The organism is Monashia sp. NPDC004114, from assembly GCF_053603855.1.
In genome coordinates this window covers 531095-556222 of sequence record NZ_JBSGGK010000001.1, presented here as the reverse complement: position 1 = coordinate 556222, position 25128 = coordinate 531095, and the positions used below count along the sequence as shown (strand labels likewise).

Genomic DNA, 25128 nt, shown 5'->3' with positions numbered 1-25128 from the left:
ATGAGCACCACCACGACCTCCGGCATCACCACCTCCGCCGAGCTCGAGGCCGCCAACGTCGTCCACGCCGTCGGCGAGAAGAAGCGCTCGGGCACCTGGTGGAAGTACGTGCTGGCCATCATCGCGCTCATCTGGGCGCTCTTCCCGATCGTGTTCATCGTCTCGGCAGCGTTCAACCCGTCGGGCACCCTGAGCACGACGCAGCTGCTGCCGAACAACATCGGCACCGACAACTTCACCCAGCTGTTCGACATCCGGCCGTACTGGGCCTGGTACAAGAACACGCTCTTCATCGCCGGCGTCGGAGCGTTCGCCAGCGTCTTCATCGGTGCGGCAGCGGCATACGCCTTCTCCCGGATGCGCTTCTACGGCCGCCGCGGCGGGCTCATGACGCTGCTGCTCGCGCAGATGTTCCCGGTGATGCTGGCGTTCGTCGCGATGTACCTCACCTTCGACTACATCGGCGACTCGATCCCCGCCATCGGCCTGAACACCCAGATCGGCCTGATGATCGCCTACCTCGGCGGCGCCATGGGCGCCATCGTGTGGCTCTTCAAGGGCTATTTCGACACGGTGCCGCGCGAGCTCGACGAGGCAGCAAAGGTCGACGGCGCGAGCCACGCCAGGATCTTCTTCACGATCATCCTGCGGCTGGTGCTGCCGATCCTGGCGACCGTCGGGATGCTCGCGTTCGTCGGGCTCTTCAGCGAGTTCCTCCTTGCGAGCATCTTCCTCAAGGACGCCGAGAACCAGACGCTGGCCGTCGGTCTGTGGGCCCTGCTCAAGGCTGACAAGAACAAGTACTTCGGCGCCTTCTGCGCCGGCGCGCTGCTCGCCTCGGTGCCGGTGATGGCCCTCTACTTCGCCGTCCAGCGGTTCCTCGTCGGCGGACTCACCGCAGGTTCGGTCAAGTGAGCCCTGCCCCGGCCCGCCAGCACGCGTGGCTCACCCAGCCACATCACGACGGGTCGGGGCGGTACGTCTCCAACCAGACGCCCCGCCTCGGCGACCGCGTCGACCTGCTCGTGCGCGTGCCGCTCGAGTGCGAGATCGACTCGGTGCACGTGCGCACCGCTCCCGACGGGGAGAACCAGTTCCGCAGCGCCCGCCTCGTGAAGACGACCGCCACCGACGCGTGGTGGAAGGTCACGGTCGTCTGCCACAACCCGGTCACCAACTACCGGTTCCTGCTCGTCGGCGGCCCGACGAAGTACGCCTGGCTCAACGGGACCGGTGTGCACCATCGGGACGTGCCGGATGCGAGCGACTTCCGCCTCGTGGCGGGCGACGCGCCGCCACCGGACTGGTCCCTCGACTGCGTCGTCTACCAGATCTTCCCCGACCGCTTCGCCCGCTCTAGGGCTGCCGACCGGCGGGCGTTGCCGGAGTGGGCCATCCCCGCCAGCTGGGACGCCCCCGTCGACACGAGCTCCAAGGCAGTCGCCCACCAGTTCTACGGGGGAGACCTCGACGGGGTGATCGAGCACCTCGACCATCTCGAGTCGCTCGGCGTCGACGTCATCTACTTCACGCCGTTCTTCCCCGCCCGGTCCAACCACCGCTACGACGCCACGACCTTCGACAGGGTCGACCCGCTCGTCGGCGGCGACCCGGCGCTGCGCCGCCTCACGGCCGCGGCGCACGCGCGGGGCATGAAGGTCATGGGCGACTTCACGACGAACCACACGGGCAACGCCCACGAGTGGTTCCTCGCGGCCGCCGGTCCCGACGGTCGCAAGCGGCCCGAGCGCGGCTACTACATCTGGGAGGACGGCGACTACGTCGCGTGGCTCGGGGTGCGGTCGCTGCCGAAGCTGAACCACCTCGACCACGACCTGCGCAAGCGGATCTTCGAGGACCGCAACGGCGTCGTGCGCAAGTGGCTCGGGCGCAGCGGCAGCCTCGACGGGTGGCGGGTCGACGTCGCGAACATGACCGGGCGCTGGCGCGCGACCGACGTCAACCACGAGGTCGCCCGGCAGATGCGCGGCTCACTCGCGCGGTGGGCGCCCGAGGCACTGCTCGTCGGCGAGCACTTCCACGACTACACCCACGACATGCCGGGCGACGGCTGGCACGGCGTGATGAACTACGCCGGCTTCTGCAAGCCGGTGTGGAACTGGCTGCGCCAGGAGGACAAGGACCCCATGACCATGGGGGCCCCGGCACCTCTGCCGGTCCTGGAGGCCGGTGCGGTCGTCGAGACGATGCGCGACTTCACCTCCCGCATCGCGTGGCAGTCGCTCGTCCACTCCTGGAACCTTGTCGGCTCGCACGACGTGACCCGCATCCGCACGCTGGTCGGGGACGACCCCAGGCTCGTGGACGTCGCCGCCGGACTGCTGTTCACCATGCCGTCGATGCCGATGATGACGTACGGCGACGAGATCGGCATGGAGGGTGCGTTCGGCGAGGACGGCCGGCGCACCATGCAGTGGGACGGAAATGGCTGGGACACCAGGATTCTCGAGGTCTACCGTGGCCTCATCGCCGCGCGGCACAGGTCGGTCGCGCTGCGCCGGGGTGGCTTGCGCTGGGTTCATGCCGACGGCGAAGCCATCGTGTTCCTGCGGGAGACGCTCGACGAGGTGGCGCTCGTGCACGTGGCGCGAGGGGCTCACGAGCCGATCGTGCTCGACACGCGGCATCTAGCCGGGATCGACACGGGCACACCGGCATACGGATCCGCACCGAAGGTCGGGACGCGGGCTGTCACACTGAGCGCTGGGGGGCCGCTTGTCAGGGTATGGACGTGGAAGCCGGCCGACGAGGGGGCCCGCCACCCGCGGCGAAGGAGGAGGTGACGTGAAGGCACGGCTGAAGGACATTGCTGACCAGGCGAACGTCTCCGAAGCGACGGTCTCACGCGTCCTCAACGGCAAGCCAGGGGTCGCAGAGTCCACCCGCCAGGCGGTCCTGACCGCGCTGGACGTGCTGGGCTACGACCGTCCAAGTCGCCTGCGGCGAAAGAGTGCCGGGCTCGTCGGGCTCATCGTCCCCGAGCTGACGAACCCGATCTTCCCCGCGTTCGCGCAGATCATCGAGAACTCCCTCGCGCAGAACGGATACACCCCGGTGCTCTGCACGCAGGTCGCCGGCGGAGTGCACGAGGACGACTACGTCCAGATGCTGCTCGAACGCGGCGTGGCCGGGATCATCTTCATCTCCGGTCTGCACGCGGACACGACGACCGACCCGGACCGGTACGTCGCGCTCCGTGAGCGTGGTCTCCCGCTCGTGCTCGTCAACGGGTACATCGAAGGGGTCGACGCGCCGTTCATCTCCAACGACGACGTCGCGTCGATGGGGCTCGCGTTGGAGCACCTGGTCAGCCTGGGGCACAAGGAGATCGGGCTGGCTGTCGGGCCGGACCGGTACGTGCCGGTCATCAGGAAGATCGCCGGCTTCCGCCACTCGATGCAGGAGCTGACCGGCCGCTCGGACGTCGACCACCTCATCGAGCGGTCGCTGTTCTCCGTCGACCGAGGCGCGACCGCCGTCGTGTGCGGGTCCGACCTGATGGCGCTGGGTGCGATCCGTGAGGCACGCAAGAGGGGCCTTCAGGTGCCGAGGGACTTCTCCGTCGTGGGCTACGACGACTCGACGCTCATCGCGTTCACCGACCCGCCCCTGACGACGGTCCGCCAGAGCGTCAACGCGATGAGCGCGGCGACCGTGCGCGCCCTCCTCGACGAGATCGCCGGGCAGCCCTCGCCTCGGGCCGAGTACGTCTTCCGGCCCGAGCTCGTCGTCCGCGGCTCGACAGGAGCGGTCCGCAACCGCTGACGCGCCTTTCCACCGTCGAGTGGGCGCTCCGTCCCACGAGTTCCAGCGCAAGGCCCACCTTCCGCTGGAACGGGTGGGACGGAGCGCCCACTCGACGAAGAGGTGTGGGACGGAGCGCCCACTCGACGAAGAGGTGTGGGACGGAGCGCCCACTCGACGAAGAGGTGTGGGACGGAGCGCTCACTCGACGGTGGCGCGGGCGGCGGGGCGCAGCGACAGGAGGCGCTCGAGCAGGCCGGCGGCCGCGGCCTCGTCGTCGACGCGGTAGTGCGCGGCCGTCGAGCCGGCGCCGACCTTGACCGTGACGTCGTCCGGACGGGTCATCCGCATGAAGGCGTCCTCGTCGGTGACGTCGTCGCCGAGGTAGACGCGCGCTACGGCGCCCACGTGCCGCCCGAGCGCCGTGACGGCCGAGCCCTTGTCGGCGTGGGACACCGTCAGCTCCAGAACGGACTTGCCCTTGAGCACCTTGACCCCGGCGTGGTCGAGTGCGACGCGTCGGGCGTCCGCGATGGCGGCCTCGGAGACGTCGTGCGGCAGCCCACGGGTGTGCACGACGACCGCGGCGGTCTTGTACTCGATGCCGGCCTCGGGATGGTGCTCCTTGACGAGCGCTTCGATGTCGTCGCGAAGCGTCGCCAACGTCGCCTCGTCGTCTGGCGTCACCGCGGCGGCCTCCATCGCGGATCGCACTGCCTCGCTTGAGGACTCGGCTCCATGGCTGCCGATCAGGACGATCGGCTCGGCGGGGTCGATGCCGGTCAGCAGGCGCAGCGTGTCGAGGTCACGGCCAGAGACGACAGCGACGTGGACGCCCTCGAGGGCGGCCAGGGCGCGCAGCGTGTCGACCGCGCCGGGCAGCGGCGTCGCCTGCATCGGGTCGGCATGGAACGGCGCGAGCACCCCGTCGAAGTCGGTCGCGACGAGAAGTGGTGTGGCCGCGGCCGCGTGCTCGAGCACCTCGTCCGAGGGTGCGACTGCGCTCATGTCCCGGCCACGTTGTCGTCGTGGGCGGCCGGTCCCGCAGACGCGCCGGCCGGACGGTCCGTCGCCCCAGGGGTCCCGCTCGGCTCGTCGGCCGGGTCGGGCGCAGCCCCGTCCAGGTCGGGAGAGCCGTTCGCGGAGCCGTCGACGCCGAAGCTGCGACGGTCGTAGCGCGGCACGTCGGGCGCCGCATCGAGCGCCGCCAGGTATCGGCTGGCCCACCGCTGGACGTCGTGGTCGGAGACGCGGCGGCGCAACGCACGCATGATGCGCTGCTTGTCCCTGGCCGGAGTGTTGATCGCCCGCATGATCGTCTGCTTCAGGCCCTCGATGTCGTGGGGGTTGCAGGCGAACGCCTGGTGGAGCTCGTGCCAGGCGCCGGTGAACTCCGACAGCACGAGCGCCCCGCCGAGGTCGTGCCTGCAGGTGACGTACTCCTTGGCGACGAGGTTCATCCCGTCGCGCAGGGGCGTGACCAGCATGACGTCCGCGGCCTGGAACAGCGCGGCCATCTCGTCGCGCGGATACGAGTGGTGCAGGTAGTGCACCGCCGGCGCGCCGATCTTGCCGAGGTCACCGTTGATCCGGCCCACGGTCTGCTCGATCTCCTCGCGCAGGATGCGGTAGGACTCGACGCGCTCGCGGCTCGGCGTCGCGACCTGGACGAGGGTGACTTCCGGTGGCTCGAGTCGGCCCTCGGCGAGCAGCTCCTCGTAGGCCTTGAGCCGGTGCCGGATGCCCTTGGTGTAGTCGAGACGGTCGACTCCGAGCATGAGCACCTTCGGGTTCCCGAGGCTCGACCGGATCTCCGTGGCGCGTGCCATCACCTCGGGCTGTTTCGCCAGCGCCTCCAGACCCTTGAAGTCGACGGAGATCGGGATGGCCGCGGCACGCACCTGCCGTTGGGATGCCTCCACCGTCACCAGGTCGCGCCGCGTGGGCGCGCCGAGCAGCTGCCGGCACGCCCGGACGAAGTTGCGGGCGTCGGCCTGTCGCTGGAAGCCGAGGAAGTCGGCACCGAGCAGGCCCTCGAGCAGCTGGGTTCGCCACGGGAGCTGGGCGAAGAGCTCGACCGGCGGGAACGGGATGTGGTTGAACCAGCCGATCCGCACGTCCGGGCGGAGCCGGCGCACGATCGAGGGGACCAGCTGGAGCTGGTAGTCCTGGATCCACACGCGCGCGCCCGGCGCGGCCACCTCCGCGACGGCTTCGGCGAACCGGGCGTTGACCCGCTGGTAGCTGTACCACCAGTCGCGGTGGAACGACGCGGGCACGATCACGTCGTGGTAGATCGGCCACAGCGTGTCGTTGGAGAAGCCCTCGTAGTAGTCCCGGATGTCCGCGGCAGACAGCGCCACGGGATGCAGGTGTATGCCGTCCGACTCGAAGGGCTCGGGCGCGTCCCCCGAGTCCCCGGCCCAGCCCACCCAGGCGCCCGGCTCGTCGCGCATGACGGACTCCATCGCCGTCACGAGCCCGCCCGGGCTGCGGCGCCACTCGTCCTCTCCGGTGTCGGACACCACCTTGTCCACGGGCAGGCGGTTCGCTGCGATGACCAGGTCGTACGTCGGCCGGGGGGACGGCACGCAATCAGCTCCTGAGGGTTACGGGTGGCTGCGCCCTGGTCGCCACCGCCTCTCGGGGAGCGATCGGGCGCGATCGATCTCACTCTAACGACGAATGCTGGCGCCCGATCCGGCGGCGTTCTAGGGTCGAGTCAGGGCACTCGGGCTGGAGCGCGTGAGCGGCTCGTGGTCTGTTCGTACCCAAACTCGCCGAGTGAAGGAGGTCGCCGTGAAGATTTCGGACGTCATCCGGTCCAAGGGGACCGTCGTGGTGACGATCAAGCCCGACGACACCGTCGCAGACCTGCTCGCCCTCCTCGACGAGCACCGGATCGGTGCCGTCGTCGTGAGCAGCGACGGCGCGACGGTCGAGGGGATCGTCAGCGAGCGTGACATCGTGCGTCATCTGCACACCACCGGCACCTCGGTGCTGGACGGTGCGGTCTCCGCGATCATGACGAGCGACGTGACCACCGGCTCGGCGAAGGACAACATCGCCGACCTGGCCGCGACGATGACCGAGCTGCGTGTGCGGCACGTGCCGATCGTCGACGACGACGGCAAGCTCGCGGCCATCGTCAGCATCGGCGATATCGTCAAGCATCGCCTCTCGGAGCTGCAGTCCGAGCGCGACCAGCTGCGCGACTACATCACGAGCTGACCCTCGCGGTCGTCCTCGCGGTCGTCCTCGCGGTGACCCTCGCGGTCGTCCTCGCGGTCGTCCTCGCGGTCGTCCTCGCCGGTCGCCGGCGCACGACGGCGGTGCAAGCCGACGACGCTGACCCTTCCCGAGGCGGGCCCAGCAGGAGCATGCTGGTAGCACGCGTCGGGCGAAGGGCAGTGCACCATGCCGACCAGGACGAGCTTCAGCGCAGAAAAGGCACCGTGCGGGCGGATCGTCGACGGTGCCCGATATACCGACAGTGACGACGACGGGTTGGTCGTCGATCACCTTCACTATGGCTGCGGCTGCGAGGATTTCCGCGACGACTTCCACGACGGCAGCACGCATCACCGCGTCGTCCACCACAAGGGCAAGGTGCTCCTCGACGAAGAGCTCCGCGGTGAGTGACACCCGATGACGGCCGCCGACCACGACGTGCTCATCGTGGGCGGCGGGGCCGCAGGCCTGCGCGCAGCGATCGCGATCGCCGAGACTGACCCTGCCGTGCGGGTGGCGGTCATCTCCAAGGTCTACCCGATGCGCAGCCACACTGTGTCTGCCGAGGGCGGCGCTGCGGGGGTGATCGCGCCGGGGGACACGTTGGCCGAGCACGCGTACGACACGGTGTCCGGCAGCGACTGGCTCTGCGACCAGGACGCGGTGGAGGCGTTCGTCGAGGAGGCCCCGCGCGAGCTGCTCCAGCTCGAGCACTGGGGCTGCCCGTGGAGCCGCCAGCCGGATGGACACATAGCGGTGCGCGCGTTCGGCGGCATGACGACGATGCGCACGTGGTTCGCCGCGGACAAGACCGGCTTCCACATGCTGCATACGCTCTTCCAGACCTCACTGCGGTTCGGTGGCGTCGTGCGCTACGACGAGTGGTTCGTGACGAGGCTGCTCGTCGACGAGAACCGCGTGCAGGGCGTTGTCGCGATCGAGCTCGCGACCGGCCGGATCCAGGCCATCACGGCCAAGGCGGTCGTGCTCGCGGGCGGTGGCTGCGGGCGTGTCTTCCCGTTCACGACGAACGCCAACATCAGCACCGGCGACTCGATGGCCCTGGCCTGGCGCGCGGGGGCGCCGCTGAAGGACATGGAGTTCGTGCAGTACCACCCCACTGGCCTGCCGTTCACCGGCATCCTCATCACCGAGGCCGCACGCGCCGAGGGCGGGTGGCTGCTCAACAAGGACGGCTACCGCTACCTGCAGGACTACGACCTCGGCACTCCCGAACCGACCCCGGTCCTGCGCAGCATGGAGCTCGGCCCCCGGGACCGGCTCTCGCAGGCCTTCGTGCACGAGCAGGAGAAGGGGCGGACGCTCGACACGGAGTACGGCCCGGTCGTGCACCTCGACCTGCGCCACCTCGGGGAGCGTCTCATCGACGCGAAGCTGCCGTTCGTGCGTGAGCTCTGCCTTCGCTACGAGAACATCGACCCGGTGCGGGAGCTCGTGCCTGTCAGGCCGGTCGTCCACTACATGATGGGCGGCGTCCACACGGATCCCACCGGGGCGACGCCCGTCGCCGGCCTGTATGCCGCTGGGGAGACGGCGTGCGTCAGCATCAACGGGGCGAACCGGCTGGGCTCCAACTCGCTTCCCGAGTGCCTGGTCTTCGGCGCGCGGGCGGGCCGGGCCGCCGCCGAGTATGCCGTGAGCGCTCAGGACCCGGGCACGAGCATCGTCGCGCAGGCGCGCGACGAGGAGCGCCGCCTCACCGACCTGCGTGGCCGCGACGGGGCAGGGAGCTCGGACGGGCTTCCTGGCGGACGGGGCTCCAATGCAGGGTCCATCGCGCAGCTGCGGACCGCGATGCAGGAGGTCATGGAGGAGAGCGCCGGGATCTTCCGCAACGAGCAGTCTCTGGCCGCAGGGGCGGCCAGTCTGCGAGCGCTGCACGAGCGGGCGGGGCGGATGGCCCTCGACGACCACAGCACCGCGTTCAACACCGAGATCGTGGCGGCCCTGGAGCTGGAGAACATGCTCGACCTGGCGGAAGCCATCGTCGCAAGTGCCTTGCAGCGCAAGGAATCTCGTGGTGCGCACCAGCGCCTCGACTTCCCCGCACGCGACGACGAGAAGTACCTCGCCCACACGCTGATCCACCGCGACCCGGCGGGGGAGCACCGCACCGAGCTGCTCCCGGTCACGATCACGTCCTGGCCGCCGGGGGAGCGGGTGTACGGGAGGAAGGGCCATGGCTGACACGATCACGCTGCAGGTCGCGCGGTACCGGCCGGAGCAGGAGGCCGAGCCGACTGTCGAGGAGTTCGAGGTGCCGCTGCGCCGGGACTGGGCGGTCCTCGACGGGCTGAACCACATCAAGGACACCCAGGACGGCAGCCTGTCGTATCGCTGGTCGTGCCGGATGGGGATCTGTGGCAGCTGCGGGATGACGGTGAACGGGGAGCCGAGGCTGACCTGCGCCACCTTCCTCGTCGACTACGCCCCGGGCCCGGTGAGGGTCGAGCCGCTGGCGAACTTTCCGGTGGTCCGGGACCTCGTCGTCGATATCGGCGACTTCATGCGCAAGCTCCCGGCGGTGAGTCCGTGGATCATCCGCGACGAGGAGAAGCCCGTCAGCGAGGGCGAGTACCTCCAAACGCCCCGCCAGCATGAGGAGTTCGCACAGTTCAGCATGTGCATCAACTGCATGCTGTGCTACTCGGCGTGCCCCGTCTACGGGCTCGATCCGGAGTTCGTCGGCCCTGCGGCGATCGCCCTGGCGCAGCGCTACAACCTCGACTCACGCGACGAGGGCGCGGACGTCCGGATGGACCTGCTCATCCACCCCGAGGGGATCTGGGGCTGCACGTTCGTCGGCGAGTGCACCCGCGCCTGCCCGAAGGGAGTTGACCCTGCTGGCGCGATCCAGCGCTACAAGCTCACGGCGGCACTGCAGTCGCTGCGGTCCTTCGTGCTCCCGCGGGGCCCGCGATGACCCGCGAACCCAGCCCTCCGGCATACGAACCCACGCAGGCGGACGCCCGGGGCGCGACGGACGGGCCGGCGGCATACCGTCCGCACGTGGGCAAGCTCTGGTGGATCGGACGGTGGAGCTACACGTTCTTCGTGCTGCGGGAGATCAGCGCCGTCTTCGTCGCCTGGTCGGTCGTCTTCATGCTGCTGCTCCTGCGGGCCGTGGGGCAGGGCGAGGCGCAGTACCGCGCGTTCCTCGACTGGGCCGGCACCCCGTGGGTGGTCGTGCTCAACGTCATCACTGTCGCGTTCCTGCTGCTGCACGCCGTGACGTGGTTCAACCTCACGCCCGCGGCGATGGTCGTCTGGCTGCGGGGCCGCAGGGTGCCGCCGGCGGCGATCGCCGGTGGGGCGTTCGCCGGCTGGGTCGTCGTGTCGGCGGTCGTCGTGTGGCTGGTGGTGACCCGATAGGTGGCCAGACGGACCGCGGAGCCCATCCTGTGGCTGCTGTTCAGCGCCGGCGGCGTCGTGTCGGCACTGTTCCTACCGGTGCTCATGGTGCTGTTCGCGCTCGCGATCCCGCTGGGCTGGCTCGCCGCGCCGCCGCATGGCCCGTTGCTCGCCCTGCTGGGCAACCCGCTGATCGCGATCGTCCTGTTTGCGGTGTTCGTCCTGTCACTGTTCCACTGGGCGCAGCGGTTCCGGTACACGCTGTTCGACGGGCTCGGCCTCAAGGCGCACCAGCGCCTCATCAACACCGTTGTGTACGCCCTCGCGGTGATCGGGTCGGTGTGGGCCGCCGTGGTGCTGGTGGGGGTCGTCACCGCCTGAGGCTCGGGTGCGGCCCCGGGGCGCGGTCTGGGGCTGAGGTCTGGGGCTGCCGTGGGGGGCCGTGCGGCTGCCGAGCCGCGCGGCGCAGCGCCAAGCGGCTTCGGCTAGCAGGGCCGTCGCTTACCGTAGGGGCATGACCGCGTACGACCGGACCGACCGGGTCTCCACCCCGCGATCCGGCGCGGGCACCGGTCGGGTCCCGCAGGCGGGCGACGCCGGTGACGGCGGTCGAGACGGGCAGCGGCTCGGCCCCTACCGTCTGGTCGAGGAGATCGGCGAAGGTGGCATGGGGGTCGTGCACCTCGCCCTCGACCCGAGGGGCCGCGCGGTCGCCATCAAGGTGCTGCGGTCTCATGTGGCCCACGACGCCGATGCGCGCAAACGCCTTGCGCGAGAGGTGGATACGCTCTCGCGCATCCGCGACCCACGGGTCGCCAGTGTCATCGACGCCGACGTGATGGGGCCGCGGCCGTACATCGTGACCCGGTACGTCCCCGGCCCTGCGCTCGACGAGGTCGTCGAGGAGCGCGGTCCGATGGCGCCGGCCGAGCTGGCGCAGCTGGCGCGGGGCATCGCCGAGGCGATCCGCGCGATCCACGCCTGCGGGGTCGTGCATCGGGACATCAAGCCCGGCAACGTCCTGCTCGAGGACGGGGAGCCGGTCCTCATCGACTTCGGCATCGCCCACCTCCAGGACGACGTGCGGCACACCGTCGGGGGCCTCGTCATGGGCACGCCGGGCTACCTGTCGCCGGAGCTGGTCGAGGGCGCCGAGATCACCGACGCCACCGACTGGTGGGGCTGGGCGGCGACCATCACCTACGCCGCCTCGGGGCGCCCGCCGTTCGGTCGCGCGCGCATGGACGCCGTGCTGACGCGCGTCCGCGCGGGTGACGTGGACCTCGACGGGGTCGACCCACGTCTGGTGCCGCTGCTGCGAGCGTCCTTGTCTCCCAACCCAGCCCGCCGACCGTATGCCAACCAGGTCATCGCTGCGATCGAGCAGTATGCGGCTGGGCGCGCTGCGACGGTCCCCAACCCGCCCTCGGGCGAATGGGACGGCCGGTCGACGCCGATCGCGCCGGGAGCGACGCAGGTCGTGCAGGAGCGCACGACCGCGCGCTACCCCGTGGTGCCCGAGGGACCGGACGATGCGCGATGGGCGCCACCGCCGACGGGACCGCGACAGGCCGACCCCAGCGATGCGGCATACCAACGGGGTTGGGATGACGAGCCTGAGGTCGACGAGCAGTGGGACGGAGCCGAGTCCTACGACGAGCGCTATGTGCGAGGCGGGCAGCCGCCTGCGGCGGAAGACTTCTGGCCGGACGAAGACCTGGACGAAGGCGAGCCAGACGACGGCGAAGTCGTTGCGCGCGAAGGCGATCCGCGGATCGGGATGCCGATGCGCACCGGGCTGCTGGGAGCCGCGGCGATCGCCTGGCTGGGCACCCTCATGGCGTGGCCCGGCATCGCCGTCGTGGCATTCGTGGTGTGGTCGGTGCTGGCGCGGGCGACGGACCGGTCGGTGACCGCGCTCGTCCTGAGGCGCTACAACTACGGCCGGCGTCGCAGCGACCTCCCCTACGCGGTCGTGGCCAGCCCGCTGCACCTGGTCGTGGGCGCGATCGCGACCGTCGTCGGACTTCTGCTGCCGCTCGGCGCTGCCCTCGCCGGTGTGTTCGCGACGGCGCTGCTGCTCGCCGGCACCAGGGGCGACGGGCTCGGCCCGGGCGCTCCGATCACGCTTGCGATCGGCGGGGCGCTGGGACTTGTCATGGCATGGTGGGGGCCGGGTGGGGCATCGCTGCGGCGCGGGTCCCGGTCGATCGCGCGGCGGGTCGTGCCGGTCGGGCTGCCGATGCAGATCGCCGCCGCGGCGCTCTTCAGCTTCGGCATCGTGGCCGCCGTGCTCGCCCTCAACCATGGCGCTGCGTTGCTCTGGAATCCGTTGGGCAGCAACCCTTTTGGGGGTTGAGCTCGGGATGGCCGGAACAGCTCCTCCGGTCTATAGCAGAACACAGGTAAAGCACAGGTCAAGTCCAGGTCACAAAACGATCTCGGATGTGCTTGTGTCGGGGGGCTTGCTCACGTACCGTCAGTGCCACGGCGGCTACCGACTCTAGGGCCGGGAACGGGGTTGTGACATTTCATTTCCCCGGGCCGCTTCGTCGCGTCCGGCTCCACACGGCACGTCGCACAATTTCAGATGGAACCCAGAAATCCGGTCCCTGAGCGCGCCGAGCCTCGCCAGCCAGGGACGTCGCCCGCAACCGCGGGCCGGGCGAGGACGGGGGACCCAGTGCGGCCGGTGAGTGATGCCAAGAGGACGAGATCCGGCCTGGGGGTGAAGTCGCGAGAGCGGCGGGGCACCTGACGCCCTAACCCGACAGCTAACCCCGCAGGCGCCGTCAGGAAGGATCACCCATGCAGTACCTGTCCAAGCACGCTGCCGCCAAACGGATCAAGGTGAAGCAGCGCCTTGCTGGAGTCGGAATCGCAGGTGCCGCCACCGTCGTGGCGGGCGTCGCCACTGGAGGAGCGGCCAAGGCCTCGACGGTCTGGGACCGTGTTGCCGCGTGCGAGTCCGGCGGCAACTGGCACATCAACACCGGCAACGGCTACTACGGCGGCTTGCAGTTCTCGTCGTCGACCTGGCGTGGCTACGGCGGGGGTGCATACGCATCGCGTGCGGACCTCGCCACGAAGGCGCAGCAGATCGCGGTGGCGCAGCGTGTCCTTGCATCGCAGGGCCCCGGCGCGTGGCCGGTGTGCTCGGTCCGGGCCGGCCTCACCCGGTCCGGCGGCGGTGCGACGTCCGGTGGCCTGCCCGCGGCCGGCTCGTCCTCCCGCTCGACGGAGCGGACGACCAAGCAGTGGACCAGCAGCAAGAAGAAGGTGACCAAGAAGAAGAGCTATGCCGCCACGGGGAGCTCGCAGCGCACCTACCCGGTGGCTGCCAGCGGCTCCAAGATCACCGTGCGCAAGGGCGACACGCTGTCCAAGCTCGCCGTCAAGCACGACGTCGACGGTGGCTGGAAGGAGATCTACGCGGCGAACCGCGACAAGATCGACAACCCCAACCTGATCTTCGTCGGCCAGGTCATCCGCATGCCCCGGTAGGGCGTGGCAGACTGAGCCGGACGGCCTCGCGCGACCAACCCCTGGGTCCCGCGGGGCCGTCCTTCTTTTCCGTATGCCGTGTCGCTCCGTTACGCTTTCGCCCGTCCCGAGCACTCGCCGACCCGACGGTGGGGGAGCCGCTCCGGGGGTGCTGGCGTGGCGCAATCGGTAGCGCACCTGTCTTGTAAACAGGTGGTTAGGGGTTCGAGTCCCCTCGCCAGCTCCGAATTTGGTTGGTGCGTAAGCGAATTGGGCTGCCAGCCGCACCTGTTTCTGATCTGTCGTCTCAAACAGGTGGCTTGGGGTCGAAGGGGGCTCTGACCTGCGGGAACGTCGCTCGCCGGGCCGCCAGGGCCTGGGAGTTGTGTCTGCCTGTGTCCCTGGGACTGGGCGTCTAATCGGACACCGATCGCACGAACGCGCCGGGTTTGTGCGTCACGGCGGCGTGCTCGAGGCATCTGATCGCCGTCCGAGCTGGGGCCCGGATGCCCTCGCCGCGAGCCGGGGACTCTTCGGACATGCCGGGTGTTCAACCGGCCGGCTCCTCCCCGCGTGCGCGAGCCAACGACCGGTAGACCGGCGCGCGGACGGACTGGCTGGGTAGGTGACAAGGCACAGCACCCAGCTCTTGTTCGGAGCAAAGGGGTCACCCCTGTGACGAAAGACCTGAGCGGCGGCAAGAACCGCAAGAACCTGAAGAACTATCCTTCGCCTTGCCCGAGCAGGAGAAGTACCCGATTCCAGACATCGAGCATGCGCGGAACGCGTTGGCTCGGGTGGCACAGCACGGCACCGCGGCCGGGCAGAAGAAGGTCCGCGCGGCCGTGGTGAAGAAGTACGGGAACCTGAAGAAGGACGACTGAACGCAACCCGTTCGGCGGGTAGGACCAGCCCAACCGCTTCCGGATCGACGTACTCTCGAGCAGGCCTGAGTTCACCGCCCAACGTGTCGAGCTCACGATCACCCAGGTTGGATGGTTCGCGCACAAGCGGAACGCAAAGTTGTCCGGGTGCAAGGCGTGGGACCTAGGCGCGGTACTCGACTGGGCCGCCGACCGGGCCCACGCCAGGGTCCGGAGTATTGGCCTCCGGTGGGCCGTCTGCCTCTGGGAGGCTGTCCAGGCCGCCCGCCAGGTGCGAGGCTTGCTGGCGATCTCGGAGGACGTCGACGAGCGCTGCTCACCCCTTCGGCTCGGTCTGACGCGACTCCTGCCGGTACGTGTAAGCGGCGGCCCGAACCCTTTCGTCGCTCTCAAGACCTGCCCCGAGAGCTCCGCCCAGTGTCGCGAGAGAGCTGGTAAGCCACGCCAGCTTCATGTAGTCGTCGGGTCGCACAGCATGCCCGATGCCTTGCTCGAGCAGATGTGCAGGCACCAGAACCGGTGAGGTCAGGAGTGCGAGCAGGAAGAGCGCGGCGTACAGGAAGAACACACCCAGAACGACCGTTGCCGTGGTGGCCAGATTGGCGTCATGACTGCCAACCCCACCCGCGTCAGCGCCGACCCGCACCTCGGAATCATCCGGCCCGTGCCGCCACCCGCCCGGCGTTTATGCGCCGAGTGCGTGCAGCTTGGCACTCCGTGGGTGCACCTGCGCCAGTGCCTGACTTGTGGCCAGGTCGGCTGCTGCGACTCGTCACCGATGCGACACGCGCGCGCTCACGCCGCCACGACCGGCCACGTCATCGTGCGTTCGATCGAGCCGGGGGAGAAACTGGAGGTGGTGCTATGCCGACGAGCAGTTCGTCTGACCCCGAGCTCGCGGACCTGCCCGAGACTCCCGACACGACGGGCGCCTACCCGCCTGACCGACGAGCAGATCATGCTGCTCTCGCGGTACGGCGAGCGGAAAGCGTTGACCAAGGGCACCACGCTGTTCCGCGAGGGGGACCGCGACTGCGGCCTGTTCGTCGTGCTCGACGGCAGGGTCCAGGTTGTCCAGGAGGACAGCACCGAGGGAGAGATGCGAGTGATCGCCGTCCACGGCCGGGGTCGGTTCGTGGGCGATCTGTCCATGCTGACGGGCCAAGCTGTCTACGTCACCGCCATCGCCCACACCGACGTGGAGGTCCTCGAAGTGGCCTACGACCGCCTCAAGGAGGCGGTCACCCAGGATCAGGCGCTCGGAGATCTGATACTGCGGGCCTTCATCCTCCGACGCGCCCTTCACGCCGACCTCGGCGTCGGCCTTCGGATCATCGGTTCCCGCTACTCATCCGACACCCGCCGGCTGAGGGACTTCGCGAGCCGCAATCGCATCCCGTGCCGCTGGGAGGACGTGGAGGAGGATCCCGAGGCAGAGGCCACTTTGCGGGCGTTCGACATCTCACCCGACCAGACACCCGTCGTGATCTGGAAAGGGCAGACGGTCCTGCGAAACCCCAGCACCACTGAGCTGGCCGACCTCATCGGGCTACGAGCGGCGCCGAAGCGGGCGGCATACGACCTCGTCGTGGTCGGCGCAGGCCCGGGCGGCCTGGCCGCGGCGGTCTACGCCGCCTCCGAGGGGCTCTCGACGGTCGTACTGGACGCGCTCGCCACCGGCGGGCAGGCGGCTACGTCGTCCCAGATAGAGAACTACCTGGGGTTCCCGGCCGGTATCACCGGCGCGGAGCTGGCCGACCGCGCCGTGGTGCAGGCCCGAAAGTTCGGCGCCGTCTTCAACATCCCCGGCGAGGCGACCTCCCTCACGCAGGCCGACGGCTATCACGTGGTGGGGTTGGCGGAGGGTGACGCCCTGATCGCACACGCTGTGCTCGTCGCCACGGGGTGCAATACCGACGTCTCGACATCCCCGGTATAGACCGCCTCGAGGGCAGCAGCGTCTACTACGCCGCCACGGAGTTCGAGGCCCGGCTGTGCCGACAGGACCCCGTCACCGTCGTGGGCGGTGGAAACTCCGCCGGCCAAGCGGCCTGCTTCCTGGCCCGGCAATCGCCCGTGGTCAACCTGGTTATCCGACACGACGACCTGGAGAGGGACATGTCCCGCTATCTGGCCGATCGTGTGGAGCATGCGCCACGCATCAGGATCTGGCGCAACAGCGAGGTGTGCGAGCTCATCGGGGATGAAGCTCTCGAAGAGGTGCTGCTGCACAATCTCCAGTCGGATGAGGAGCACCGCGTTGCGACGACAGCGTTGTTCGTGATGATCGGTGCAGCCCCCCGAACCAGCTGGCTCCTGGGAAAGATCCCGCTGGACGCCAAGGGCTTCATACTCACCGGGCCTGCCGCAGATTGCTCCGACGGCTCGTTCGAGACCCGCCGCCAGGGCGTGTTCGCCGTGGGCGACGTACGAAGTGGCTCGGTGAAGCGCGTCGCCTCCGCCGTCGGTGAGGGCTCGGTCGCGATCCGCCAAGTCCACGAGTTCCTGGAAGCCGAGGGCCGCCGGTAAACACGCGCGGTCGCCCATGTGGTGCGCCCCAGTCTCCTCCGGATCCCAGGGAACACGAAGTCCTCCCTTTAACTCACCGACGGCTGCTGGCGCGCGAGTGGGTGTTTCGGCTTGAGGTTAGGGATCTATCGGCTACTGCGACTGCTCAGGTCCGGTGGGTAGTTTTCGTCGTCGGGGTCAGCGGCGGGAACTGTGAGCTGTTGTTCCAGCCAGTCGGCTTCATCCGCGGGTCCACGCGGCTCGTCCGCGCTCGCGCGCACGGTCGAGGTTGGTCCGCCGGGAGCGGAAGCAAGTCCCTGGTGGGCTGCCGGGTCGACGGGGGTGAGCTGCTCGAGCCGGTCTGCTTCGGGGACTGGTTCGCTGGCATAGAGGAGCTGCGAGTCGTCGGTGGGCGGCCTCGGGTTGTCGGTGGGGTGCACGCGGTTGGCGGTCATCGCTGGTCCTCCTTCGCGGTGTGTGGCTTGTGGTCCGATCGAAGCCGGGCGTTCTGGTCCTGCAGGTCGATGACCATGGCGATCCCGGCGAGGTTGAGCCCGGCCCCGAGGAGCTGGCCGATGCGGCGGAGCCGGTCGATGTCCTCGGCGCTGTAGCGGCGGGTGCCGCCGGCGGTGCGTTCCGGGGTCAGTAGCCCGCGCGCCTCGTAGGCGCGCAGGTTCTGCACCCCGGTGCCCGCGAGCTCGGCGGCCACCGAGATGCCATACACACCTCGGGCCGGGTCCGGTCCATCCAGCCTGTCCAGCCTGTCCACTCGAACGCGTCCTTCCGAACTTCCGTGAAATCGCCTCTTGCATCAGCATCCCACGAGTGCTATATGAAATCTATAGCGCACGCCACAGATCCCAAACCGGGGGCTGTGGCCCCACCAAGGAGCATCCAACAGAACAGGAGTGATGGAGGTGGACACGATGCTGATGCGCACCGACCCGTTCCGCGAGCTGGACCGGCTCACCCAGCAGGTGTTCGGCAGCAACGGCACCCTGGCCCGACCATCGGTCATGCCGATGGACGCCTGGCGCGACGGCGACACGTTCCATGTCGAGTTCGACCTGCCGGGGGTGAGCCCGGACTCGGTCGACCTGGATGTCGAACGCAACGTGGTCACCGTCAAGGCCGAACGCCCATCGCGGGCCAGCGATGCCGAACTGCTCGCCGCCGAACGACCGCGCGGCATCTTCAGCCGGCAGCTGATCCTGGGCGACAACCTCGACACCGAGCACATCAGCGCCAGTTACGAGGCCGGCGTGCTCAGCCTGCAGATCCCGGTCGCCGAACAGGCCAAGCCACGCAAGATCGCCATCACCAGCAAGGACGAAGACCGCAAGGCCATCAACGCCTGACACCGCCTGACCCGGAAGGGACCGGTCATGCCCACCGCACCCCTCGCCGCACCGGCCACCGGCGACACCAGCGACACCACTGAGACGTCAGCCGCGACGGTCGATGAGCAGTTCCTCGACCTGATCTGCAACGACCCCGACCTGGTCGCGGCCGAGTTCGAGGCGATCATCGCCGCCGAGTGGCCCGAGCCGCCCACCCGCCTGCCCGGACGCGGCGCGGCCGGCGGGCCCTCAGGTGGCGGGGGAGTCCGCCGCGCGGTCGACACTGGCCCAGACCACCGCTGGCCGGCACCGGACCCGCAGATCCGTCGCTGGGCCAGGCAGCGCTCACCCCCGCTTCCACCAAACGGAGCCGATACGGACCGACCCCATGAGACAGAACAATGAGGAGAAAGGCAGGTGATCGCCAGCCTTGAACCACCACACACGAGGTGATCGCTCACCCGGCCGGCACATCCCAACCCGCAGCGTCTGACGCAAAATTGCGCGACGCGCGCCCGAACGGCGCCAACTCTGCAGGCCGGACGAGACTCTCCTCGCATAGTGGCCCCGGCCCCACCGGGCCGGGGCCACAACGCCAGCCCACACCCACACCAACTCCTCTCCGACCATGACCACCCCCCGGCCCGACCTCTACACCGTCCTGGGAGTCCCACCGACCGCCACCCCAGCCCAGATCAGCCACGCCTACCGGGCGCTGCTCCGGCGACACCACCCCGACACCCGGGCATCGGTCGACGCCTCAGACCCCGCCCTGTCCGACACGACCCTGCAACAGGTTCTGGCCGCCTACGAGGTGCTGCACGACCCCGCACGCAGAGCCCACTACGACCGGCAGGCCACGGCATCACGACCCGAGACATCAGACGCCAGGCCACGGCCGGACCACCGGCGCGCACCCAGCCAGCCGCCCATCGTGGCCGGCCCAGTCCGCTGGCACCCAACCGCCTGATCCGCCCGCGCACCCGGAAGCCACCGCTGAAGGGCCACTCGACACCCAACGATGCTTGCCCGGCTGGGCAAGGCCGTTCACCTTTTCGAGAGTGACCCCAGCCATCGTGGCATTCTGGATCAGACCCGCGGTGCCAGTCCCCCCGCGTCAGCCAATGAGCGCGGTCTGAACCACACGTCGGGCCCGGTCGGCGCGCCCAAGGCGGTGGCGCGCGACGCGTGTCCCACGCAGCGGTCCCCTCGCCGGCGGCGCACTGCTGACAACGCGTGTGTTCCTCGTGACGGAGTCGTGGGCTGCTATGGGGGTCTTCGTGACCATCATCGCAGCGGGCGCCGGGATGGTGTTCTGGGGGGCACACCGGCGGGCGCGGCTGGCCCTCTACAGCCTTCGCAAGGACAGCCGTTTGGCTAACGGACCAGGAGGGCGCCTCCTGCTCCTGACCTCGCTGTGTGCCTGCGCGGTCTCGGTCGTCAATGCCGTCCTTGTCCTCGTGATCCCATCACTCTGACGTTCCGCCGCGTGGACGGCGCCACGCAGAACCTTCGGGTGCCCCTCGCATCAGCGAGGTCGGTGACGATGACGGTTGCTGTCCGTCGTGTCGTGTTGCCTGCCTGGTCGCAGGCGGTGGCGGTGACGACGTACGGTCGTCAGAGCCAGCCGGGCAGGGTCGGGATTGCTCCGGTGTCAGCCACGAGGTGCCGGTGACGACGGCCGGTCGTGTAGGCCGCGAGCTGGGCGAGGGTCCGCGCACCCGGGTCACGGCGCCGCTGCCCGGCACCGACCAGGCGTCGCCTGGGCCGGCGCCGTCGGTGGTGATCAGCACGAGGGCCGGTCCCGTGCCGGTGGCGGTGCGCTTGGCGGTCGCGTCATAGAGCAGCTCGACGAGGAACTCCGCTGGCAGGTCGTCGAACTCCACGCCGCCGTCGAGGTCGACGGCGTGGACCATGACCTCGCGGGTGCGCATCCACGGCACCTCGCTCGCCGGGACGGTCCGCCGCTGGGCCGTGCGGACGAGTGAAGTCCACTGCTCGGACGTCAGGCTCCCGAGTGCGGTGTCCAAGGCCGTCGCACTCGTGGTGAACCAGTCTCGTAGTCCCAATGGCGAGAGCTGTGCGCCCGCCTCGATCTCCGCGTCGCGCTGCTCCGCCGAGGCGCACATCGGCGTCTCGACACCGGTGCGGGCCCAGGTGGCGAGGTTGACGAGCGACTCGGCGTTCGCGGCGGCGTGGGCGACCACGTGCGCCCGCGTCCACCCCGGGAGGTCAGTCGGATGCGCCAAGGCCGCGTCGTCCAGGCCGTCGAGCGCCTTCTGGAACAGGGTCGTCCCGGCCGTGAGGAGGCTTCGGGACCGGAGCAGCGCCAGGGGCATCAGGCTAGCCGGTCGGCGACGACGGCGTTCTCGCAGCGGCCGAGGCCCTCGATCTCGGTGACGACCGTCTGGCCGGCCTCGAGATAGCGGGCCGGCTTGCGTGCGTGGCCGACTCCACCGGGCGTGCCGGTCGCGATGAGGTCACCCGGGCGGAGTGTGATCATCGTCGAGAGGTACTTGACGAGGGCGACCGGGTCGAAGAGCAGGTCGCCGGTGGTGTCGTCCTGAACGGCATAGGGCGCGTCCTCGTCTCGGTCAAGGGCGGGAAGCAGCCGCAGCAGGGATCGAGCACTACATCGCCCGGGTTGCTCGACGCGGAGACGATCCGCTCCAACAGGGCGAGCAGCTTCTGAAACGACCACTCGATTTGTCAAGAGCCGATGCGCGACGGCTAGCCGGGGCGTTGCTCGATGGCGGCGCGAACGAGGTCAGCGGCGCTCGAAAGCTGTTGCGGCAGTGGGGTGCCCGATTGGAGCCGGGCCGCGGCCCGGCCGCCGACGTAGACGACTCCGACGCCGGCCGTGGTCAGGGCCTGCACCGTCTGCTCGGCGCTCGCGATGTCCACCTCATGGGCGGCCGAGATCACCGCGGCGCGTGGCGAGGACGCCCGCACGACGGCGACCCAGCTGTCCAGCGGAACGTCCGCGCCGAGATAGAGGACGTCGATGCCGGCCCGGCGCAGGCACACGGCGAAGGCCAACGCGGGCAGCTCGTGGCGGGCGCCGGGCGGGAGCCCGACCAGGACCCGGGGTCCGTAGGCGCGCGTCGCCTCGAACAGAGCCGCCAGTCGCCGCATCACGGCGGCAGTCACGAAATGCTCCGCGGCCACGTCGATCTCGCCGGCTTCCCATGCATCACCAAGCCTCGTCAGCGACGGCATCAGCCAGTCGTCGATCACCCGCTCGGCCGACGCGAGGGCGAACGCCTCGTCGAGGGTGTGCTGCAGCGCGTCCGCGTCGAACCGTGCCGCCGCACGGGCCAGGGACGCGTGGTCAGCCAGCACCGACCCTGCCGGCGCTGGAGGGCCCTCGGCGACGCTCGCGGCTTGATCGACGGTCTCCAACGCCATCCCGGCGGCCCGTCGTGGCGGGACCCCGGAGTCGACCAGCACGCGCATTCGCCGGATGACGTCGAGGTCGCGGTCGCTGTACGAGCGGTATGAGGAGTCGGTGCGCGCCGGAGTCACCAGGGCGTAGCGAGACTCCCAGGCGCGCAAGGTGCTCGCGCCCACACCGGTGAGCTGGGCCACGTCCCCGATCGAGTAACCGGTGCTGCTCACGCCACCTCCTACCTTCTACATGACCTTGCACAACCTAGCGGACTGTGCAATGTTTGCGGAACAAGAAGAGCCAATCGACCGTCGTGAAAGGAACAGCACACCATGAAGCAAACCCGCATGTTGAGTGGCATCGCCGCGCTGGCCATCCTGGCTTTCGGGACGGCGGACGCGTCCCCGGCCAGCGCCTCCGAGCACCGGGCCTCCTCCGCGCAAGGCCGCACGACGGTCGTCCTCAACCCGGCCCTGGTGCCGACCCTGGTCGACACGTTGCACGTCCGGACCCTGGCACCGGGCCGGCTTTCCGCGCCGGGCGGAGTGGCACAGGTCTCCTTCCCGATCACCAGAGTCGGCGACGGGGTCGTCCGGCACGTCGGCGGCCTTCGCTTCGTCCCCGTCGGCGGCGGAGACCTGCGCATCACCGCCTTCAACATCGACCTCGGCACCGGATACCTTAACGCCAGGACCAAGCTCAACGGCGAGCGCATCCCCGGACGGGTCAACATCTTCGCCCTGGGCTCGGTACAGCCGATCAACGGGACGACGCCAAGCTGTGACGGCATCGCAGCCGGTCTGACGCTCACGCCCGACGCCGCCGGCGCACTGGGGGCGCCCGCGTTCGCGGGGGCCTTCGTCGGGGACGCCTGCGTGCGGCCGGCGTCCCATGGCGAGGACTCGGACGGCTAGCAGCAACCGATGCGTCCACACAGCGCGGGACGCGGGCGGCGGCCCGGTCCGTGACGGCCGTTCGAGGTGAACGTGGCGGAGGCGTCAAACCGGTGCGCGAGGTCCGCGACTTCATCCGCGCCGCGCTCGTCACCCCCGTTCCCCGCGAACACTGGGTGAGTCCCGCAGCACTCCGGCGGCGACGCGTCACGGCCGTCGTGACGCTCGCCGTCGGAGTCGTGCTGCTGACCATCACCGTACGCACGAACCCGGGAGACCAGCGGTTCTATCTCGCCTCGGTCGTCCTCGCCGCCGTCTGGACCGTCGGCGCCCTGGCCTCCGGGCCGCTGCACCTCGGGCGAGCGCACACCCGCACCGGCGGGCAGCCGGCACGTCCCGTCGTACAGTCGCTCGCCCTGGGTGCGTTGCTCATCGCCACCTTCCTCGTCGCCGGGCTAGCGGTGGCGCGGATCCCGGCCCTCCGCGACCCGGTGCAGCGCCTCCTGGACCATGCGCGCCTCGGGTCGCTGCCGCTCGTGGCGGCGATCACGGTGGTCAACGGAGTGGCCGAAGAGCTGTACTTCAGGGGCGCCCTGTATGCCGCAGTCGGGCGTGCACATGCCGTGGCCACCACGACGGTCGTCTACGCGCTGACCACGGTGGCATCCGGCATACCCCTGCTCGTTGTGGCCGCAGCCGCGCTGGGCGTCTTGACCGCGCTGCAGCGCCGCGTCACGGGCGGGGTACTAGGCCCCATGATCACCCACGTCACGTGGTCGCTCGGAATGCTGCTGCTGCTTCCCCTCGTGCTCACCCTAGGGAGCTGACATGACGGCTGATCCGACAACTGACACCACCAACCGAACCGCTCTGGTCACCGGCGCCACCGGCTACATCGGGGGCCAGCTGGTGCCGGCGCTGCTCGCGGCCGGTTGGCGCGTGCGCGTGCTCACCCGGCGTCGCGACCGGCTGCGTGGGCGCGCATGGGCCTCCGAGGTCGAGGTGGTGGAGGGTGATGCCGGCTCTTCGCCGGACTGCGAACGAGCCCTGCGCGGAGTGCAGGTCGCGTACTACCTGATGCACTCGATGGACGGTGCCGGCGGCTTCGCCGCACGCGACCGAGAACTGGCCGCGACCTTCGCCCACGCGGCGGCCGACGCATGCGTGTCCCGGATCGTCTATCTCAGCGGCCTGCACCCCGAGGGGCCGCTGTCGGAGCTGTCGGACCACCTGCGTTCGCGCGTCGAGGTAGGACGTATCCTGCTCGACTCTCCGGTGGCGGCGGTCGTCCTGCAGGCGGGCGTGGTGCTGGGCAGCGGGTCGGCGTCCTTCGACATGCTGCGGCACCTGACCGAGCGCCTCCCGGCGATGGTGGCGCCCAGATGGCTCGACAACCGGGTGCAGCCGATCGGGGTGCGGGACGTCGTCCACTACCTCGTCCGCTCCGCTGACCTGGAGCCGGGCATCAACCGTGCCTACGACATCGGCGGCCCGGACGTGCTGACCTACCGCGAGATGATGCACCGATACGCCCGACTCGCCGGGCTGGGGCCTCGCCTCGTCGTGACCGTCCCGGTGCTGACGCCCCGGCTGGCCGGTCTCTGGGTCGGCTTGGTGACTCCCCTGGCCGCGGGGCTCGCCCGACCACTCGTCGACAGCCTGATACACGACGCGGTCTGTGGCGACGACGAGTTCGACCCGGTGGCGGGTCCCCCACCGGGCGGCCGCACGGGGTTCGACGACGCCGTGCGCGCGGCTCTGCGAGAGGTCGACCCCATGTTGTGGCGACGAACCCTCCGCCGGACCGCCGGTCTCGTGGGAGCGGCGGCGGTGGCCGGCTCGCTGCTCACGCGTCCCGAGTCCCGCTGGTACACAGAGCTGGACACGCCGCGGTGGCAGCCGCCGCGCGTCGCCTTCCCCGTCGTGTGGACCCTGCTCTATTCGGCGCTGGCGCTGAGCTCGGCGGCAGCGAGCGCTGAGCTCGCCGAACGCGGGGAGGTCGCGCGGTCGCGGCAACTCGAGCGGTCGCTGGTCGCGAACCTCGCACTCAATACCGGCTGGAGCGCCGCCTTCTTCGGAGCGCGGCGGCCGGGGCTCGCCGCGGCCGATGCGGCACTGCTCGCCACCAGCGCTGCCGACCTAGGCCGGCAGGCGCTCCCGACGGGCCGGGGAAAGGCGGGCGTCCTGGGCGCGTATGCCGCATGGTGCGCCTTCGCGAGCGTGCTCACCGCGGCGATCGCTCGGCGCAACCGCGGGTGAGCCTC

General features: G+C 69.8%; 26 protein-coding genes, 1 tRNA gene, 2 pseudogenes and 1 riboswitch. Of the genes and pseudogenes, 21 read left to right on the top strand and 8 right to left on the bottom strand.

Annotated elements, in window-relative coordinates; all coding sequences use genetic code 11:
• From ACWEOW_RS02460 to ACWEOW_RS02450, 3 genes are read left to right on the top strand one after another with little or no spacing between them, the layout of a single operon-like run.
• Complete coding sequence (locus ACWEOW_RS02460) at positions 1 to 915, top strand: sugar ABC transporter permease (protein WP_452267546.1); 915 nt, start codon at positions 1 to 3, stop codon at positions 913 to 915.
• Positions 912 to 2804, top strand: coding sequence for a glycoside hydrolase family 13 protein (locus tag ACWEOW_RS02455; protein WP_452267545.1), 1893 nt, complete (start codon positions 912 to 914; stop codon positions 2802 to 2804). The genes ACWEOW_RS02460 and ACWEOW_RS02455 overlap by 4 nt, the downstream gene beginning before the upstream one ends.
• Before the next feature lies 1 nt (position 2805).
• A complete protein-coding gene (locus ACWEOW_RS02450; protein ID WP_452267544.1) occupies positions 2806 to 3786 on the top strand; it encodes a LacI family DNA-binding transcriptional regulator in 981 nt (326 codons plus the stop codon).
• Between the two features lie 180 nt (positions 3787 to 3966).
• On the opposite strand, the gene otsB is transcribed toward ACWEOW_RS02450, so the two are convergent.
• The gene (gene otsB, locus ACWEOW_RS02445) at positions 3967 to 4773 is read right to left on the bottom strand and encodes a trehalose-phosphatase (protein ID WP_452267543.1); all 807 of its coding nucleotides are present in this window, start codon (positions 4771 to 4773) and stop codon (positions 3967 to 3969) included.
• A complete protein-coding gene (locus ACWEOW_RS02440; protein ID WP_452267542.1) occupies positions 4770 to 6356 on the bottom strand; it encodes an alpha,alpha-trehalose-phosphate synthase (UDP-forming) in 1587 nt (528 codons plus the stop codon). The genes otsB and ACWEOW_RS02440 overlap by 4 nt, the downstream gene beginning before the upstream one ends.
• A 208-nt stretch (positions 6357 to 6564) precedes the next feature.
• Between ACWEOW_RS02440 and ACWEOW_RS02435 the strand changes: the two genes are divergently transcribed.
• The gene (locus tag ACWEOW_RS02435) at positions 6565 to 6996 is read left to right on the top strand and encodes a CBS domain-containing protein (RefSeq protein ID WP_452267541.1); all 432 of its coding nucleotides are present in this window, start codon (positions 6565 to 6567) and stop codon (positions 6994 to 6996) included.
• Here ACWEOW_RS02435 and ACWEOW_RS02430 read toward each other — a convergent pair.
• Positions 6981 to 7103, bottom strand: coding sequence for a hypothetical protein (locus ACWEOW_RS02430; protein ID WP_452267540.1), 123 nt, complete (start codon positions 7101 to 7103; stop codon positions 6981 to 6983). The genes ACWEOW_RS02435 and ACWEOW_RS02430 overlap by 16 nt on opposite strands.
• A gap of 79 nt (positions 7104 to 7182) precedes the next feature.
• Here ACWEOW_RS02430 and ACWEOW_RS02425 point away from each other — a divergent pair, with 79 nt between their 5' ends.
• The 9 genes and pseudogenes from ACWEOW_RS02425 to ACWEOW_RS02385 form a co-directional block, all read left to right on the top strand.
• Positions 7183 to 7407: a hypothetical protein gene (locus tag ACWEOW_RS02425; RefSeq protein ID WP_452267539.1), complete on the top strand. Its 225-nt coding sequence runs from the start codon at positions 7183 to 7185 to the stop codon at positions 7405 to 7407.
• A gap of 6 nt (positions 7408 to 7413) precedes the next feature.
• On the top strand, positions 7414 to 9204 hold the full coding sequence (frdA, locus tag ACWEOW_RS02420) for a fumarate reductase (quinol) flavoprotein subunit (protein ID WP_452267538.1): 1791 nt from the start codon (positions 7414 to 7416) through the stop codon (positions 9202 to 9204).
• Complete coding sequence (locus ACWEOW_RS02415; protein ID WP_452267537.1) at positions 9197 to 9940, top strand: succinate dehydrogenase/fumarate reductase iron-sulfur subunit; 744 nt, start codon at positions 9197 to 9199, stop codon at positions 9938 to 9940. Before frdA ends, ACWEOW_RS02415 begins: the two co-directional genes overlap by 8 nt.
• The gene (locus ACWEOW_RS02410) at positions 9937 to 10389 is read left to right on the top strand and encodes a hypothetical protein (protein WP_452267536.1); all 453 of its coding nucleotides are present in this window, start codon (positions 9937 to 9939) and stop codon (positions 10387 to 10389) included. Before ACWEOW_RS02415 ends, ACWEOW_RS02410 begins: the two co-directional genes overlap by 4 nt.
• Complete coding sequence (frdD, locus tag ACWEOW_RS02405; RefSeq protein WP_452267535.1) at positions 10390 to 10749, top strand: fumarate reductase subunit FrdD; 360 nt, start codon at positions 10390 to 10392, stop codon at positions 10747 to 10749.
• Positions 10750 to 10882: 133 nt separating this feature from the next.
• Positions 10883 to 12727: a protein kinase domain-containing protein gene (locus ACWEOW_RS02400; protein WP_452267534.1), complete on the top strand. Its 1845-nt coding sequence runs from the start codon at positions 10883 to 10885 to the stop codon at positions 12725 to 12727.
• 313 nt (positions 12728 to 13040) lie between these two features.
• Positions 13041 to 13151, top strand: a riboswitch (cyclic di-AMP (ydaO/yuaA leader).
• A gap of 25 nt (positions 13152 to 13176) precedes the next feature.
• Positions 13177 to 13872: a transglycosylase family protein gene (locus ACWEOW_RS02395; protein WP_452267533.1), complete on the top strand. Its 696-nt coding sequence runs from the start codon at positions 13177 to 13179 to the stop codon at positions 13870 to 13872.
• A 150-nt stretch (positions 13873 to 14022) separates the two neighbouring features.
• Positions 14023 to 14095 (top strand) — tRNA-Thr (locus ACWEOW_RS02390).
• Positions 14096 to 14573: 478 nt separating this feature from the next.
• A pseudogene (locus ACWEOW_RS02385) lies at positions 14574 to 14735 on the top strand (DUF6582 domain-containing protein); the annotation flags it as partial.
• A gap of 316 nt (positions 14736 to 15051) precedes the next feature.
• Here ACWEOW_RS02385 and ACWEOW_RS02380 read toward each other — a convergent pair.
• Positions 15052 to 15381 (bottom strand): hypothetical protein, encoded by a 330-nt coding sequence (locus ACWEOW_RS02380; protein ID WP_452267615.1) that lies wholly within the window; start codon positions 15379 to 15381, stop codon positions 15052 to 15054.
• Here ACWEOW_RS02380 and ACWEOW_RS02375 point away from each other — a divergent pair.
• Positions 15343 to 17264 (top strand): annotated as a pseudogene (locus ACWEOW_RS02375) (FAD-dependent oxidoreductase). The gene ACWEOW_RS02380 and the pseudogene ACWEOW_RS02375 overlap by 39 nt on opposite strands.
• A 430-nt stretch (positions 17265 to 17694) precedes the next feature.
• Here the strand turns inward: ACWEOW_RS02375 and ACWEOW_RS02370 are convergent.
• The gene (locus ACWEOW_RS02370) at positions 17695 to 18012 is read right to left on the bottom strand and encodes a MerR family transcriptional regulator (protein ID WP_452267532.1); all 318 of its coding nucleotides are present in this window, start codon (positions 18010 to 18012) and stop codon (positions 17695 to 17697) included.
• A 157-nt stretch (positions 18013 to 18169) separates the two neighbouring features.
• Here ACWEOW_RS02370 and ACWEOW_RS02365 point away from each other — a divergent pair, with 157 nt between their 5' ends.
• The 4 genes from ACWEOW_RS02365 to ACWEOW_RS02350 all read left to right on the top strand — a co-directional run bounded on the left by ACWEOW_RS02365 (position 18170) and on the right by ACWEOW_RS02350 (position 20061).
• Positions 18170 to 18601 carry an Hsp20/alpha crystallin family protein gene (locus tag ACWEOW_RS02365; RefSeq protein WP_452267611.1) on the top strand — a complete coding sequence of 144 codons (432 nt, stop codon included), beginning with the start codon at positions 18170 to 18172 and terminating at the stop codon, positions 18599 to 18601.
• A gap of 27 nt (positions 18602 to 18628) precedes the next feature.
• On the top strand, positions 18629 to 18988 hold the full coding sequence (locus ACWEOW_RS02360) for a hypothetical protein (RefSeq protein ID WP_452267531.1): 360 nt from the start codon (positions 18629 to 18631) through the stop codon (positions 18986 to 18988).
• Positions 18989 to 19211: 223 nt separating this feature from the next.
• Positions 19212 to 19553 (top strand): J domain-containing protein, encoded by a 342-nt coding sequence (locus ACWEOW_RS02355; RefSeq protein WP_452267530.1) that lies wholly within the window; start codon positions 19212 to 19214, stop codon positions 19551 to 19553.
• A 310-nt stretch (positions 19554 to 19863) separates the two neighbouring features.
• Entirely contained in the window at positions 19864 to 20061 is a 198-nt protein-coding gene (locus ACWEOW_RS02350; protein ID WP_452267529.1) for a hypothetical protein, read from the top strand.
• On the opposite strand, the gene ACWEOW_RS02345 is transcribed toward ACWEOW_RS02350, so the two are convergent.
• From ACWEOW_RS02345 to ACWEOW_RS02335, 3 genes are read right to left on the bottom strand one after another with little or no spacing between them, the layout of a single operon-like run.
• Positions 20053 to 20922, bottom strand: coding sequence for a maleylpyruvate isomerase family mycothiol-dependent enzyme (locus ACWEOW_RS02345; RefSeq protein WP_452267528.1), 870 nt, complete (start codon positions 20920 to 20922; stop codon positions 20053 to 20055). The genes ACWEOW_RS02350 and ACWEOW_RS02345 overlap by 9 nt on opposite strands.
• Positions 20922 to 21284 carry a fumarylacetoacetate hydrolase family protein gene (locus tag ACWEOW_RS02340; RefSeq protein ID WP_452267527.1) on the bottom strand — a complete coding sequence of 121 codons (363 nt, stop codon included), beginning with the start codon at positions 21282 to 21284 and terminating at the stop codon, positions 20922 to 20924. Before ACWEOW_RS02340 ends, ACWEOW_RS02345 begins: the two co-directional genes overlap by 1 nt.
• Before the next feature lie 29 nt (positions 21285 to 21313).
• Complete coding sequence (locus ACWEOW_RS02335; protein ID WP_452267526.1) at positions 21314 to 22201, bottom strand: MerR family transcriptional regulator; 888 nt, start codon at positions 22199 to 22201, stop codon at positions 21314 to 21316.
• Between the two features lie 102 nt (positions 22202 to 22303).
• Between ACWEOW_RS02335 and ACWEOW_RS02330 the strand changes: the two genes are divergently transcribed.
• From ACWEOW_RS02330 to ACWEOW_RS02320, 3 genes are all read left to right on the top strand, one after another.
• The gene (locus ACWEOW_RS02330) at positions 22304 to 22885 is read left to right on the top strand and encodes a hypothetical protein (protein ID WP_452267525.1); all 582 of its coding nucleotides are present in this window, start codon (positions 22304 to 22306) and stop codon (positions 22883 to 22885) included.
• A 92-nt stretch (positions 22886 to 22977) separates the two neighbouring features.
• A complete protein-coding gene (locus ACWEOW_RS02325; protein WP_452267524.1) occupies positions 22978 to 23691 on the top strand; it encodes a CPBP family intramembrane glutamic endopeptidase in 714 nt (237 codons plus the stop codon).
• A gap of 1 nt (position 23692) precedes the next feature.
• Positions 23693 to 25123 carry a tryptophan-rich sensory protein gene (locus tag ACWEOW_RS02320; protein WP_452267523.1) on the top strand — a complete coding sequence of 477 codons (1431 nt, stop codon included), beginning with the start codon at positions 23693 to 23695 and terminating at the stop codon, positions 25121 to 25123.
• Positions 25124 to 25128 lie beyond the last annotated feature (5 nt).

Bases quoted from the DNA above. Each gene is read 5' to 3' on its own strand.
- ACWEOW_RS02460 (WP_452267546.1), top strand. From the start codon at position 1: ATGAGCACCACCACGACCTCCGGCATCACCACCTCCGCCGAGCTCGAG.
- otsB (WP_452267543.1), bottom strand. From the start codon at position 4,773: ATGAGCGCAGTCGCACCCTCGGACGAGGTGCTCGAGCACGCGGCCGCG.
- ACWEOW_RS02425 (WP_452267539.1), top strand. From the start codon at position 7,183: ATGCCGACCAGGACGAGCTTCAGCGCAGAAAAGGCACCGTGCGGGCGG.
- frdA (WP_452267538.1), top strand. From the start codon at position 7,414: ATGACGGCCGCCGACCACGACGTGCTCATCGTGGGCGGCGGGGCCGCA.
- ACWEOW_RS02415 (WP_452267537.1), top strand. From the start codon at position 9,197: ATGGCTGACACGATCACGCTGCAGGTCGCGCGGTACCGGCCGGAGCAG.
- ACWEOW_RS02410 (WP_452267536.1), top strand. From the start codon at position 9,937: ATGACCCGCGAACCCAGCCCTCCGGCATACGAACCCACGCAGGCGGAC.
- ACWEOW_RS02400 (WP_452267534.1), top strand. From the start codon at position 10,883: ATGACCGCGTACGACCGGACCGACCGGGTCTCCACCCCGCGATCCGGC.
- ACWEOW_RS02395 (WP_452267533.1), top strand. From the start codon at position 13,177: ATGCAGTACCTGTCCAAGCACGCTGCCGCCAAACGGATCAAGGTGAAG.
- ACWEOW_RS02365 (WP_452267611.1), top strand. From the start codon at position 18,170: ATGCTGATGCGCACCGACCCGTTCCGCGAGCTGGACCGGCTCACCCAG.
- ACWEOW_RS02360 (WP_452267531.1), top strand. From the start codon at position 18,629: ATGCCCACCGCACCCCTCGCCGCACCGGCCACCGGCGACACCAGCGAC.
- ACWEOW_RS02355 (WP_452267530.1), top strand. From the start codon at position 19,212: ATGACCACCCCCCGGCCCGACCTCTACACCGTCCTGGGAGTCCCACCG.
- ACWEOW_RS02345 (WP_452267528.1), bottom strand. From the start codon at position 20,922: ATGCCCCTGGCGCTGCTCCGGTCCCGAAGCCTCCTCACGGCCGGGACG.
- ACWEOW_RS02330 (WP_452267525.1), top strand. From the start codon at position 22,304: ATGAAGCAAACCCGCATGTTGAGTGGCATCGCCGCGCTGGCCATCCTG.
- ACWEOW_RS02320 (WP_452267523.1), top strand. From the start codon at position 23,693: ATGACGGCTGATCCGACAACTGACACCACCAACCGAACCGCTCTGGTC.